This is a genomic window from Senegalia massiliensis (assembly GCF_009911265.1).
Classification (GTDB): domain Bacteria; phylum Bacillota; class Clostridia; order Tissierellales; family SIT17; genus Anaeromonas; species Anaeromonas massiliensis_A.
In genome coordinates this window covers 20,819-34,256 of record NZ_QXXA01000009.1, presented here as the reverse complement: position 1 = coordinate 34,256, position 13,438 = coordinate 20,819, and the positions used below count along the sequence as shown (strand labels likewise).

Genomic DNA, 13,438 nt, shown 5'->3' with positions numbered 1-13,438 from the left:
TATTTATGAAAACCGCATTTGTTTTTCCCGGTCAAGGCTCGCAGTATGTAGGGATGGGAAAAGATTTTTATGATAATTTTGAAGTAGCTAAAGAAGTATTTGATATGGCAAATGAAGAATTAGATTTCGATATTATTGAATTGTGTTTTAATGGACCAATGGAAGAACTATCACTTACTGAAATAACTCAACCAGCAATACTAACTACTTCTTATGCAATACTAAAAGTTTTAGAGCAAAAAGGATTAAAAGCAGATGTAACTGCGGGGCTTAGTTTAGGTGAATACAATGCACTTTTATATGCAAGAGCTATAGGTTTTTCAGATACAGTAAAATTAGTACAAAAAAGGGGAAAGTATATGCAAGAAACTGTACCTGAAGGTGAAGGAAAAATGGCAGCTTTAATTGGAATGAGTATTTCAGATACAGAGAAACTAATAAATGACTTAAAAGATGAAGGTATTATAGAAGCTGCTAATTATAATTGCCCTGGTCAAATAGTAATTACAGGAGAAAAGGATACAATAGAAAAGGCTGTAAAAATGGCAAAGAAATATGGAGCTAAGAAAGCAGTGTTATTACCTGTTAGTGCACCTTTTCATTCTTCACTATTAAAACCAGCAGGTGAAAAGTTAGAAAAAGATTTAGAAAAAGTATCAGTTGAATCACCTGAGGTAGATGTAATATCAAACGTAACTGCTGATTATGTTGAAGATAACAATATAAAAGATTTATTAGTTAAACAGGTGTATAAATCAGTTTATTGGGAACAATCAATAGAAAAAATGTTAAATGATGGTGTGACAAATTTTATTGAGATTGGACCTGGAAAATCACTTTCAGCATTTATCAAGAAAACAGCCAAAATGAAAAAAATAAAAGTTAATATAAAAAATATAAGTAAAATGGCTGATTTAGATAATTTAGTATAAAATAAAGGGAGTGATCTAAATGAAAATTGATAATAAAAATGTTATAATAACAGGAGGTTCTCGTGGTATTGGTAAAGAGATAGCACTTACTTTGGCTAGAAATGGTGCTAATGTTATTATTAATTATTCTAATAATGAAACAAAAGCATTAGAAGTAGTAGAAGAAATAGAGAAAATGGGTAGAACTGCTTTTGCAATTAAAGCAGATATTTCAGATGTTAATGAGGCAAATAACTTAATTAAACAATCATGTGATAAATTTGATAAAATTGATATATTAATTAACAATGCTGGTATTACAAGAGATAATTTACTTATGAGGATGTCTGAAAAAGAGTGGGATGATTGTCTAGAAATTAATTTAAAAGGAACTTTTAATGTTACTAAGTCTATCATAAGAAAAATGATAAAACAGAAATATGGGAGTATAATAAATATTAGTTCAGTTGTTGGAATAATGGGGAATGCTGGACAATCAAATTATGCTGCTTCTAAAGCAGGTATAATAGGTTTTAGTAAATCAATTGCAAAAGAAGTAGGTAAAAAAAATATAAGGGTAAATGTTATAGCACCTGGATTTATAAAAACAGATATGACTGACAAACTAAACGAAAAAATAAAAGATGAATATCTAAAAGGTATAGCTTTAAATTCGTTTGGAGAAGCAACTGATGTTGCAAATGCTGCTTTATTTTTAGCAAGTGATTTATCAAAATATATTACTGGTCAAACTATCGTTGTAGATGGTGGATTATCAATATAATTGAAAGGGGGTGTAATTAATGGTATTAGAAAAATTAAAAGATATTATTGCTGAACAATTAGATGTAGAAAAAGACGAAATAAAAATGGAGTCATCTTTCCAAGAGGATTTAGATGCCGATTCATTAGATGTTGTTGAGTTAATTATGGCTATTGAAGAAGAGTTTGATATAGAAATACCTGATGAAGATGCTGAAAAGATTTCAAAGGTAAAGGATGCAGTAGATTATATAAATAACAACAAATAATATATATAGGTCCCGTTAAAGCGGGACCTTAATATTAGAAACTCTTTTGGGAGGAATATTATGAATAATAGAGTAGTTATAACAGGAATTGGAGTTATTAGTCCTATTGGTATCGGCAAAGATACTTTCTGGGAATCATTAATTAATGGTAAAAGTGGTGTAGATTATATAACAAAATTTGATACTGAAGATTATCCTACTAAAATAGCTGCAGAAGTTAAAGACTTTGATCCTGTGAATTATATAGACAAAAAAGATGCAAAAAGAATGGATAGATACTCTCAATTTGCTGTTGCAGCATCTAAGATTGCAATTCAAGATTCTAAAATTAATTTAGATAGTATTGATAAGGAAAGATTTGGAGTTATTTTAGGTTCAGGAATAGGTGGAATAGAAACATTTGAAACTCAAAATGAAAAGTTAATTAAAAAAGGACCTAAAAGAATAAGTCCATTTTTTATACCTATGATGATTGGAAATATGGCTGCAGGACAAGTAGCAATTGCTTTTGATGCTAAAGGTCCTAATGAAACTATTGTAACAGCATGTGCTTCTTCTACTAACGCATTAGGAGATGCATTTAAAAAATTAGAACGAGGAGATGCTGATATTCTAATAAGTGGTGGAACTGAAGCATCTATTACTCCTATAGCTTTAGCAGGATTTTCATCAATGAAAGCATTGTCTACCAATAATGATAATCCTAAAGAAGCTAGTAGACCATTTGACAAAAATAGAGATGGTTTCGTTATGGGAGAAGGGGCAGCTATATTAATATTAGAAACTTTGGAACATGCACAAAATAGAGGTGCTGATATATATGCAGAAGTAGTGGGATATGGTTCTACATGTGATGCAAATCATATAACAACGCCTTTAGAAGATGGAAGTGGAGCAAGAAGAGCAATGGAGATTGCAATCAATGATGCGAATATTGATAAGGATGAAATTGATTATATTAATGCTCATGGAACTTCAACTCATTATAATGATAAGTTTGAAACTTTAGCAATTAAGAATTTATTTGGCGATAAAGCTTATGATATAAAAATAAGTTCAACTAAATCTATGACAGGACACTTGCTTGGTGCAGCAGGTGGAATAGAAGCAATAGCATCATCACTTGCAATAAAAAATAACATTATACCACCAACTATGAATTTGAATGAGAAAGATGAAGAATGTGATTTGAATTATGTTCCTAATAAAGCTATTAATTGTGATGTGAAATATGCTTTATCAAACTCACTTGGGTTTGGAGGACATAATGCTACAATTTTATTAAAAAAATATGAAAAATAGAAGGTAGCTAATGCTACCTTCTATTTGCATTATATTAGAGAAATATAGTAAACTATAATAGGTATACTTAAAATTATTTTAGAATTTTCTAAAATAATTTTAAGTATATCAATAGACTGGAGGGATTATATGAAGGATTTGTCAAAATTAAGAAAAATAAAATTAAAGCAATTTCAAGAAAGAATAAATTATGAGTTTAGTGACATTACATTATTAAATAAAGCATTAACTCACAGTTCATATGCAAATGAATTTAAAAGTAAAAAAATATTATATAATGAAAGATTAGAGTTCTTAGGTGACTCAGTATTAGGGTTAGTTATAAGTGATTACATTTTTAATAAATATAAAAATTTTCCTGAAGGTGAATTAACAAAAATAAGGGCATTAACAGTATGTGAACCTTCATTAGCCGAAATATCAAAAAAATTAAACTTAGGTGAATTTATGCTGTTAGGAAAAGGTGAAGAAGCTACTGGTGGAAGAACTAGAATAAGTATATTATCTGATGCTTTTGAAGCTGTAATAGGAGCAATATATTTAGATGGTGGTATGAAAGCGTCAAAAAAATTTATATTAAATAATTTACTTGAAACGATAATAAATGCTGTTAACGGAGAAATGCTTCTTGATTATAAAACTGAACTTCAGGAGATAATACAACAAGATTCAAATAGTAATATAAAATACAATGTGGTAAAAGAAGAAGGTCCAGATCATAATAAAAAATTTTATGTAGAAGTTTCAAATAATGGTAAGATTTTAGGAACAGGAAAAGGTAATAGCAAAAAAGAAGCTGAGCAAAATGCTGCTAAATTTGCTTTGAAGAAGGTTAATAATAAATGAAAAATCATTATATAATACCTATATTTATACCTCATAGAGGATGTCCTCATGATTGTGTTTTTTGTAATCAAAGAAAAATAACTGGATTAGATACTGAAATAACTTCTCAACAAATAATTGATATTATAGAAGAACATTTAAATACTATAAGTGATAGTGTACTAAAGGAAATTGCATTTTTTGGAGGAAGTTTTACAGGGTTAGATTTAAAAGTACAAAGATCTTTTTTAAATATTGCTAAAAATTATAAAGAAGAAGGAAAAATAGATAAAATAAGATTATCTACAAGACCTGATTATATTGATAAAGAAATTATAGAAAATTTAAAAGACTATGATGTTGATATAATAGAATTAGGTGTACAATCTTTAGATAAAGAAGTTCTTAAATCAAGCAATAGAGGACATACTGTCGATGATGTTTATAGAGCTGTAGATATTATAAAAACTAATAAATTTGAACTAGGGCTACAAATGATGGTAGGATTAGTAGGTGATACATATAATAAATCACTACACACTGTAAAAAAATTCATAGAACTAAAGCCAGACTTTGTAAGGATATACCCTACTTTAATAATAAGACAAACATATTTAGAATCTTTATATATAAAAAAAATATACAAACCATTTACGCTTGAAGATACTATAGATTATATAAAAGATTACTTGATGCTTTTTAAATATTTTGATATTCCAGTAATAAGGATAGGTCTTCAACCTACAAAAAATATATCCTTTGAACAAGATGTAGTTGCTGGTCCTTTACACCCATCAATAAGACAAATTATTGAATCAAAAGTATATGGAGAAATAATAAAACTAATGTTAATTGAAAAAACATTTAATACAAAAAAATTAATTATAAAATTAAATAGTAAAAGTCTTTCACAATTTGTAGGTTATAAAGGTGAAAACTTAAAGAAACTAAAAAAGAAATATAATATAAAAATAATAGAAACTAATAATGTAGATAAAATAGAAATTAATGATGGAAATGAAAAATATTTATTAGATGAAAAATGTTTCATAAAAAAATATTTATGTAAACATAATATAATTTGTTCATAAAGAGGTAGATAATATGTATTTAAAAAAGATAGAATTACAAGGATTTAAATCATTTGCAGATAAAACTACAATTGATTTTGAAAAGGGAATAACAGGTGTTGTAGGACCTAATGGTAGCGGAAAAAGTAATATATCTGATGCTATAAAATGGGTTTTAGGAGAACAGAGTGCTAAGTCATTGCGAGGCAGTAAAATGGAAGATGTTATATTTTCTGGAACATCTAAAAGGAAAGCATTAGGTTTTAGTGAAGTAACTCTTACTTTGGATAATAAAAATAAAGAGATACCAGTTGATTATTCGGAAGTAAGTATTACAAGAAGAGTATATCGTTCAGGAGAAAGTGAATATTATATAAATAAAACATCAAGTAGATTAAAAGATGTTAAAGAATTATTTATGGATACAGGTGTAGGAACTGATGGTTATTCTATAATAGGACAAGGTAAGATAGAAGAGATATTATCAAGTAAAACTGAAGATAGAAGAAATTTAATTGAGGAAGCAGTTGGGATTGTAAAGTATAAGTCAAGAAAGAAAGAATCAGAAAAAAAGTTAGACAAAACCAATGATAACTTAATTAGAATAAATGATATTATAGAAGAACTTTCAACAAATATAGATTCTTTGAAAGATCAAAGTGATAAGGCTAATAAATATTTACAACTAAAATCAAAATTAAAGTCTTTAGAAGTTAATTTATTTGTTAGAGAAATTAATAGGCTTAATGATGAAGTAGAGCATCTTAAAGCTCAAAAAGAATTAGTATTAAATCAGTATTCTGATAATGAAGAAAATAGAAAGCAAATAGAAATAAAATTTGAAAAATCAAAAAGCCTAATTGAAGAAATAGATAATGAAATAGAAAATATTCAGAATCAGAAACAGACTCTTCAAAGAAATATAGAAAAAGAAGAAACTGATTTTAAGATAAAGAAAGAAAAAATTTCATTTTTAAATAAAGATATTGTAAGATTAGATTTAGAATTAGAAGAAAATATAGAATTAACAGATGAAAAACAAGATGAATTATTAGACTTAGAAAAAGAAAAAGAAAATATTAATACAGATATTTCTTCTCTAAAATTAAAATCTGATGAAATAAATAGATTATTAAATCAAAATGAATCCTATATAAAATCTTCTGAGGAAAATATTGAAAAGAAAAAAACTGATATTATAGATATTTTAAATAATATAACAGAAAAAAGAGGTAAAATTAACACAATAGAATCTTTTATTAAAAATATTGATAAAAGAATAAAAGGTATATTGGAAGAAAAAGAAGAGTTAGATAGAAAAAAGGATTCTATTATAACAGAAAATGATAATATTGGATCAGAGTTAAATATATGTACAAAAAAAATAAAGAATTTAGAAATTGAGAAAAACAAACTTTTAATAGATAGAGAAAAAAGCAAAAGATATATGGATGAATATATAAAACATATTAATGATTTAAAGTTGAAAATTGATTCTAATAAATCAAGACTTAAAATGCTTAATAATATAAAAGAAAGATATGATGGCTATTATAAAGGTGTAAAAAATATTTTATTAGCTTGCAAAAAAAACTCATCTTTTTCAAAGGGATTAAAAGGTGTAGTAGCAGAACTAATAACTACTCAAAAAAAATATGAAAAGGCAATTGAAATAGCATTAGGAGGTTCATTACAAAATGTTATTACAGAATCAAAAGAAGATGCTAAGAAATTTATTGATTATCTAAAAAATAATAAATTAGGAAGAGTAACATTCCTACCACTAGATTCTATAAAAGGAAGAAGAATTAATAATGATATGAAAAAAATATTGTCTCAAGATGGAGTATATGATTTAGCTTCCAAATTGATAAGTTATGATGAAGAATATACAAATATATTTGAATATTTATTGGGACGAGTTATAGTTGTAGAAAATTTAAAAGTAGGTATATATGTATCAAGAGTGTGTAATAATTCCTATAAAATAGTAACCTTAGAAGGAGATGTAATAAACCCTGGTGGATCAATGACTGGAGGAGATTACAAAAATAATAGTTCTACAAGTTTAATAGGAAGAGATAGAGAAATTGAAGAATTAAAAAATAATATAAAAAGTAATGAGAAAAAATATAATGAAATTATTCAGAAGTATTCTGATCTAAAGAAACAAATACACAAAGAAGAAGAAAAATTAGAGAATTTAAATGAAAGTATAAATAATCTAAAAATAGATATAAATAGCAAGAAAAATAGGCAAGACAATTTAAAAGAACAAAGGGATGAAATTGAATATAGAATAGAAAGATTTTCTAAAGAATTAAATAATTTAGAGTTGGAAAAAGAGAACTCTATAAATAGAATTATGGAAACTAAAAAAACAATAAAAGAATTAGAATCTAAAAATAGTTTTACTAAACAAGGTGTAGAAATTGATTTAAAGGATTTTAATGATAAAAAGGAAAAGGTTAAAAAGTTAAATGATGATATAACTAAACTTAAAGTTGAATTAGCATCATTTGAACAAAGACAAAAAGAAGTTTCTAATACTTTGAAAAGATTAAATTTAGATATTGACTCATTAAAAACTAAGAATGAAACTATAAAAAAAGAAATAAAAACTAAAGAACATGATATAAAAGATACCGAAAAGTTATTAGATGATATAGATAAAAAAAGGATAGAGCTTAAAGAAAAGCTTAATAAGTCAAATTCAATATTAGTAGAATCTAAAAATCAAAAAAAATTATATCTTGATAATTTTTATAAAGAACAAGAAACTCTAAAGAAAATGAATGAAAACATATCATCTTTACAAAAAAGTATTAATAAAATAGATGTAAAAATGACTAAGTGTGAAACTAGTTTAGAAAACTTTAATAATAAATTATGGGAAGAATATGAATTAACTTATCAAATGGCATTGGAATATAAGAAAGAAATACAAAATGTTACTGAGGTTCAAAAAGAGATAAAAAATTATAAGATAATGATAAAAAAATTAGGTAATATAAATATGGATTCTATAGAACAATATAAAGAAATATCTGAAAGATATGAGTTTTTAAATACTCAAAAAGAAGATTTAAAAGAAGCAAAAGTAAATCTTGAAAAAGTTATTAGAGATATGGAAGATAAAATGAAGGAAGTATTTGTAGAAAAATTTAAAGTGATAAATAGAAACTTTAAAAGTATATTTGAAAAGTTGTTTGGAGGAGGAAAAGCGGATATATATCTAGTTAACGAAGATAATATTTTAGAAAGTGATATTGAAATAATTGCTCAACCTCCAGGTAAAAAACTTCAAAATATAAATTTACTTTCTGGAGGAGAAAAATCTCTTACAGCTATTTCATTATTATTTGCAATTTTAAAGCTTAAACCTACTCCATTCTGTGTATTAGATGAAATAGAAGCAGCCTTAGATGATGCAAATGTAATAAGATTTTCAGAATATCTAAGAGAATTTTCTGAGAAGACTCAATTTATAGTTATTACTCATAGAAAAGGAACTATGGAATCTGTAGATTCATTATATGGTGTTACTATGGAGGAACATGGAATAAGTAGATTATTATCAGTGAAATTATCAGAGTTACTAGAAGAAAAAGCAAGTTAATAGGAGGAGAAATATGTTTGATAATTTATTTAATAAAAACAAAGAAGAATCAGAAAAAGTAGAAGAGAAAGAAGATTTACAACAAGAAAAAAAAGGTTTTTTTGGTAGGTTAAAAGAAGGTTTAGAAAAAACAAGAAAAGGCATAACTGATAAAGTAGATGATATAATTAAACATTATCACAAAATTGATGAAGAACTATTTGAAGAACTTGAAGAAGTGCTTATAATGGCAGATATTGGATTTGAAACAACTGAAACTATAATAGAAAATGTTAAAGATAAGGTTAAAGAAAGAAAGCTAACTGAAGCTACAGATGTTAAAGATGTACTTAAAGAAGAATTAAAAGAAAGACTAGAAGATGTAGAAGGGGATTCTAAGTTGAATATAGAGCCTTCACCTTCTATAATATTAGTTGTAGGAGTAAATGGAGTGGGGAAAACTACTACAATTGGAAAATTAGCATATAAGTTCAAGAACAATGGAAAAAAAGTTCTTATTGCAGCAGGTGATACATTTAGAGCAGCAGCAATAGAGCAATTAAATGAATGGACTAATAGATCTAATGTTGATTTAATATCACATAAAGAGGGATCTGATCCAGCAGCAGTTATATTTGATGGCGTACAAGCAGCCAAGGCAAGAAAGACAGATATTTTAATTTGTGATACTGCTGGAAGGCTTCATAACAAAAAAAATCTAATGAATGAATTAAATAAAATAGTTCGTATAGTGAATAGAGAATATCCTGATGCGACAAAAGAGATATTACTTGTAGTTGATGCTACAACAGGACAAAATGCAGTTATGCAAGCAAAAGTTTTTAAAGAAGCATGTAATGTTACAGGTATAGCACTTACAAAACTTGATGGTACTGCAAAAGGTGGGGTTATTTTTGCAGTTCAATCTGAATTAAATGTACCTATAAAGCTTGTTGGAGTAGGTGAAGGAATTAATGATTTACAAGAGTTTGATAGAGATAATTTTGTAAATGCAATTTTTCCGGATTAAATGTTTGACAAATATAAAAAAATATTATACAATACATCTGTCAAGTTAATTACTTTACAGATGTATTCAGTTATTTTAATGAAAAGGTTGATTTTATGTTTGAAAAGATAGTGGAGATAGGTTTATTATTTGATTTTTATGGGAAACTTTTAAGCTCTAGACAATTTCAAGCAATTGAATTGTATTATATACATGATTTAACATTGACCGAAATTGGAGAACAATTAGAAATTAGTAGACAGGGAGCATATGATTTAGTAAAAAGAGCAGAGTCCGTATTGTATAAATATGAAGATACATTAGGTTTAGTAAAAAGGTTTGAGATTAATAGAAAAAAAACAGAAGAATTAAATTGTTTATTATATAGACTAAAAAACAGCTCCGATATCATAAATAGTGAAAATAAAGAAATATTTGAAGAAATAAATGGTATTGTTAAACAATTACTTGTAACTCAGGAGGTGAAATGATGGTTTTTGAAAGTTTAGGTGAAAAGCTTCAAAAAACTCTTGGAAAATTAAAAGGAAAAGGAAAGTTAAATGAGAAAGATGTAAAGGCAGCAATGAGAGAAGTAAAATTAGCACTTCTCGAAGCAGATGTTAACTTTAAAGTTGTAAAGAATTTTGTAAACAAAGTTAAAGAAAGAGCTGTAGGACATGAAGTTATGGAGAGTCTTACTCCTGGTCAACAAGTTATTAAAATTGTAAATGAAGAACTTACAAACTTAATGGGAGAAAAAGAAAGTAAAATAAATTTTGCTGACAATCCTCCTACTGTCATAATGCTTTGTGGTCTTCAAGGTGCTGGTAAGACAACATTATCAGGTAAATTAGGAAATTTACTTAAAAAGAAAGGCAAAAATCCGTTATTAGTAGCTTGTGACATATATAGACCTGCAGCAATAAAGCAACTTCAAGTTGTTGGGGAACAAGCTAAAATCCCTGTATTTACCATGGGAGATAAACAAGACCCAGTAAATATAGCAAAAGCGGGATTAGAACATGCAAATAAAAATGGAAATGATTTAGTTATTATAGATACAGCTGGACGTCTTCATATAGATGAAGGATTAATGGATGAATTAGGAAACATGAAAGAAAGTATAAATCCTAATGAAATATTACTTGTAGTAGATGCAATGACAGGACAAGATGCAGTTTCAGTTGCTGAAAGCTTTAACGACAAGTTAAATATTGATGGAGTAGTACTTACAAAGCTTGATGGTGATGCAAGAGGGGGAGCAGCATTATCTATTAGAGCAGTAACTGGTAAACCTCTTAAATTTGTTGGTATGGGTGAAAAATTAGATGATCTAGAACCCTTCCATCCAGACAGAATGGCATCACGAATTCTTGGTATGGGAGATGTTTTATCACTTATAGAAAAGGCTCAAGCAAATATTGATCAAAAAAAAGCCATGGAACTTGAAAGTAAATTAAGAAATCAGCAATTTACTTTTGATGACTTTTTAGATCAATTGGAGCAAATGAAAAGCATGGGACCATTAAGTCAAATTTTAGAAATGATTCCAGGTATGAATAAGAAGCAAATGAAGAATTTGAATGTAGATGATAAAGAATTAGTTAAAATAGAAGCTATAATTAAGTCAATGACAAAAAATGAAAGAACAGATCCATCTATTATTAATGGTAGTAGACGAAAAAGAATTGCAAATGGAAGTGGAACTAATATACAAGATGTAAATAGACTGTTAAAGCAATTCAAAGAAACTAGAAAGATGATGAAGAAGTTTTCTAGCATGGAAAAAAGCATGAAAAAAAGGGGAAGTATGAACTTGCCATTTTTCAAATAATAAAGTATATAACTTTTAAAGGAGGTGAAATATATGTCAGTTAAAATAAGATTAAAAAGAATGGGAGCTAAAAAAAGACCTTTCTATAGAATTGTAGTTGCTGATTCTCGTTCTCCAAGAGATGGGAGATTTATTGAAGAAATTGGTTATTATAATCCTATTTCAGAACCTAAAGAAGTTAAAATAGATGATGAAAAAGCAGTTAAGTGGTTAAGTAATGGTGCAAGACCAACAGATACTGTAAATAGTCTTTTCAAAAACAATGGTGTTCTTGACAAGTTTGAAGAGTCCAAAAAAGCATAATAGCTTTTAGGGGGTGAAAAGGTGAAAGATTTAGTAGAAATGATTGCAAAATCACTTGTAGATGATCCGGATTCAGTAGAGGTAAATGAAGTTGAAGGATCACAATCAGTTATTATTGAAGTGAAGGTAGCCCCAGATGATATGGGTAAAATAATTGGAAAACAAGGTAGAATAGCTAAAGCTATAAGAACTGTTGTAAAAGCAGCTGCTATAAAAGAAAATAAAAGAGTAGTTGTAGAGATTATATAAAGGGATTAGTTTAACTAATCTCTTTTTTAAATAAATATATTTGCTTCTGAAAGAGAGGTTAGAAGTATGAAAAATATAAAAGTTGGAAAAATTATTAATACTCATGGAATAAGAGGAGAATTAAAAGTTTTACCATTAACTGATGATCCTAAAAGATTTAGTGATTTAAAAGAAATATACATTGATGATGACTCTTATTATATACAGAAAGTAGGATATAAAAAGAACTTTCCCATAGTAAAGTTAAAAGAGTATTCTAACATCAATGATGTTTTAAAATTTAAAGATAAATATATATATATTTCTGAAGACAATTTGGTTGATTTAGAAGAGGATAGTTACTTTATATTTCAAATAAAAGGTTTAAAAGTATTTACTTTAGAAGGATTAGAAGTAGGTATTGTAAAAGATGTTTTAACTCCTGGTGCAAATGATGTATATGTTGTGAAAAGTGAAAACAAGGATAAAGAATATCTTATTCCAGCAGTAAAAGAATTCATCAAAGAAATTGATTTAGCAAATAAAAAGATTATTATAAATCCTATAGAGGGGTTGCTGGAATGAAAATAGATGTATTAACTTTATTCCCAAGTATGTTTACTTCTGTATTAGACGAGAGTATTATTGGAAGAGCTAAAGATAATGATATAGTAGATATAAATTATATTGATATAAGATCTTTTTCTAACAATAAACATAAAAAAGTAGATGACTATCCCTATGGTGGAGGACCGGGTATGGTAATGAAACCAGAACCTATATATAGAGCTATTCAAAGTGTTAAAGAGGATAATAGTAGGGTTATCTATCTTTCTCCTAAAGGAAAGGTATTTAATCAAGGTTTAGCAAATGATTTTTCAAAGGAAGAACATTTAATTTTTTTATGTGGGCATTATGAAGGTATAGATAATAGAATAATAGATGATTATGTGACTGATATAATTTCCATAGGTGATTATGTACTTACTGGTGGAGAGATACCAGCAATGGCAGTTATAGATTCTGTTGTAAGATTAATTCCTGGAGTATTAAAAAGTGAAGAGTCATTTAAAGATGAATCTCATTATAATGGGTTATTAGAAGCGCCTCAATATACTAGACCTAGAGAATTTAAAGGTAATAAAGTACCAGATATATTGTTATCTGGTAATCATAAGAAAATTAATGAGTGGAGAAAGAATGAATCTTTGAAACTGACATATAAAAATAGGCCTGATTTGCTAGAAAAAATAAATTTATCAGAAAAAGAAAAAAACATAATAAAAAATAATGAATAAAATTTTATTCATTATTTTTTATTATGTTT

14 protein-coding genes are annotated in these 13,438 nt (G+C 27.1%); all 14 read left to right on the top strand.

The annotated features are described in order from the left end of the window. Positions 1 to 5 precede the first annotated feature (5 nt). The 14 genes from fabD (at position 6) to trmD (ending at position 13,409) form a co-directional block, all read left to right on the top strand. A complete protein-coding gene (gene fabD, locus D3Z33_RS08500; RefSeq protein WP_160197342.1) occupies positions 6 to 932 on the top strand; it encodes an ACP S-malonyltransferase in 927 nt (308 codons plus the stop codon). A 19-nt stretch (positions 933 to 951) separates the two neighbouring features. Next, the gene (fabG, locus tag D3Z33_RS08495; RefSeq protein ID WP_160197341.1) at positions 952 to 1,695 is read left to right on the top strand and encodes a 3-oxoacyl-[acyl-carrier-protein] reductase; all 744 of its coding nucleotides are present in this window, start codon (positions 952 to 954) and stop codon (positions 1,693 to 1,695) included. A 19-nt stretch (positions 1,696 to 1,714) separates the two neighbouring features. Further along, on the top strand, positions 1,715 to 1,942 hold the full coding sequence (gene acpP, locus D3Z33_RS08490; RefSeq protein ID WP_130806893.1) for an acyl carrier protein: 228 nt from the start codon (positions 1,715 to 1,717) through the stop codon (positions 1,940 to 1,942). Between the two features lie 60 nt (positions 1,943 to 2,002). Further along, on the top strand, positions 2,003 to 3,244 hold the full coding sequence (gene fabF / locus D3Z33_RS08485; protein WP_160197340.1) for a beta-ketoacyl-ACP synthase II: 1,242 nt from the start codon (positions 2,003 to 2,005) through the stop codon (positions 3,242 to 3,244). Between the two features lie 129 nt (positions 3,245 to 3,373). After that, the gene (gene rnc / locus D3Z33_RS08480) at positions 3,374 to 4,090 is read left to right on the top strand and encodes a ribonuclease III (protein WP_160197339.1); all 717 of its coding nucleotides are present in this window, start codon (positions 3,374 to 3,376) and stop codon (positions 4,088 to 4,090) included. After that, a complete protein-coding gene (locus tag D3Z33_RS08475) occupies positions 4,087 to 5,160 on the top strand; it encodes an elongator complex protein 3 (RefSeq protein WP_160197338.1) in 1,074 nt (357 codons plus the stop codon). Before rnc ends, D3Z33_RS08475 begins: the two co-directional genes overlap by 4 nt. Positions 5,161 to 5,173: 13 nt before the next feature. After that, positions 5,174 to 8,758, top strand: a complete 3,585-nt coding sequence (gene smc, locus D3Z33_RS08470; protein WP_160197337.1) for a chromosome segregation protein SMC — start codon at positions 5,174 to 5,176, stop codon at positions 8,756 to 8,758. A 13-nt stretch (positions 8,759 to 8,771) separates the two neighbouring features. Beyond that, on the top strand, positions 8,772 to 9,767 hold the full coding sequence (gene ftsY / locus D3Z33_RS08465; RefSeq protein ID WP_160197336.1) for a signal recognition particle-docking protein FtsY: 996 nt from the start codon (positions 8,772 to 8,774) through the stop codon (positions 9,765 to 9,767). Between the two features lie 95 nt (positions 9,768 to 9,862). Then, complete coding sequence (ylxM, locus tag D3Z33_RS08460; protein ID WP_160197335.1) at positions 9,863 to 10,237, top strand: YlxM family DNA-binding protein; 375 nt, start codon at positions 9,863 to 9,865, stop codon at positions 10,235 to 10,237. Then, positions 10,237 to 11,580 (top strand): signal recognition particle protein, encoded by a 1,344-nt coding sequence (gene ffh / locus D3Z33_RS08455; protein WP_160197334.1) that lies wholly within the window; start codon positions 10,237 to 10,239, stop codon positions 11,578 to 11,580. Before ylxM ends, ffh begins: the two co-directional genes overlap by 1 nt. Positions 11,581 to 11,613: 33 nt before the next feature. Beyond that, positions 11,614 to 11,883, top strand: a complete 270-nt coding sequence (gene rpsP / locus D3Z33_RS08450) for a 30S ribosomal protein S16 (RefSeq protein WP_130806909.1) — start codon at positions 11,614 to 11,616, stop codon at positions 11,881 to 11,883. A 21-nt stretch (positions 11,884 to 11,904) separates the two neighbouring features. Further along, positions 11,905 to 12,132 carry a KH domain-containing protein gene (locus tag D3Z33_RS08445; RefSeq protein ID WP_130806911.1) on the top strand — a complete coding sequence of 76 codons (228 nt, stop codon included), beginning with the start codon at positions 11,905 to 11,907 and terminating at the stop codon, positions 12,130 to 12,132. A gap of 66 nt (positions 12,133 to 12,198) precedes the next feature. After that, on the top strand, positions 12,199 to 12,696 hold the full coding sequence (gene rimM / locus D3Z33_RS08440) for a ribosome maturation factor RimM (RefSeq protein WP_160197333.1): 498 nt from the start codon (positions 12,199 to 12,201) through the stop codon (positions 12,694 to 12,696). Continuing rightward, complete coding sequence (gene trmD, locus D3Z33_RS08435; protein ID WP_160197332.1) at positions 12,693 to 13,409, top strand: tRNA (guanosine(37)-N1)-methyltransferase TrmD; 717 nt, start codon at positions 12,693 to 12,695, stop codon at positions 13,407 to 13,409. Before rimM ends, trmD begins: the two co-directional genes overlap by 4 nt. Positions 13,410 to 13,438: the final 29 nt, after the last annotated feature.

Coding starts and splice junctions, on each gene's coding strand:
- fabD (WP_160197342.1), top strand. CDS start 6: ATGAAAACCGCATTTGTTTTTCCCGGTCAAGGCTCGCAGTATGTAGGG.
- fabG (WP_160197341.1), top strand. CDS start 952: ATGAAAATTGATAATAAAAATGTTATAATAACAGGAGGTTCTCGTGGT.
- acpP (WP_130806893.1), top strand. CDS start 1,715: ATGGTATTAGAAAAATTAAAAGATATTATTGCTGAACAATTAGATGTA.
- fabF (WP_160197340.1), top strand. CDS start 2,003: ATGAATAATAGAGTAGTTATAACAGGAATTGGAGTTATTAGTCCTATT.
- rnc (WP_160197339.1), top strand. CDS start 3,374: ATGAAGGATTTGTCAAAATTAAGAAAAATAAAATTAAAGCAATTTCAA.
- D3Z33_RS08475 (WP_160197338.1), top strand. CDS start 4,087: ATGAAAAATCATTATATAATACCTATATTTATACCTCATAGAGGATGT.
- smc (WP_160197337.1), top strand. CDS start 5,174: ATGTATTTAAAAAAGATAGAATTACAAGGATTTAAATCATTTGCAGAT.
- ftsY (WP_160197336.1), top strand. CDS start 8,772: ATGTTTGATAATTTATTTAATAAAAACAAAGAAGAATCAGAAAAAGTA.
- ylxM (WP_160197335.1), top strand. CDS start 9,863: ATGTTTGAAAAGATAGTGGAGATAGGTTTATTATTTGATTTTTATGGG.
- ffh (WP_160197334.1), top strand. CDS start 10,237: ATGGTTTTTGAAAGTTTAGGTGAAAAGCTTCAAAAAACTCTTGGAAAA.
- rpsP (WP_130806909.1), top strand. CDS start 11,614: ATGTCAGTTAAAATAAGATTAAAAAGAATGGGAGCTAAAAAAAGACCT.
- rimM (WP_160197333.1), top strand. CDS start 12,199: ATGAAAAATATAAAAGTTGGAAAAATTATTAATACTCATGGAATAAGA.
- trmD (WP_160197332.1), top strand. CDS start 12,693: ATGAAAATAGATGTATTAACTTTATTCCCAAGTATGTTTACTTCTGTA.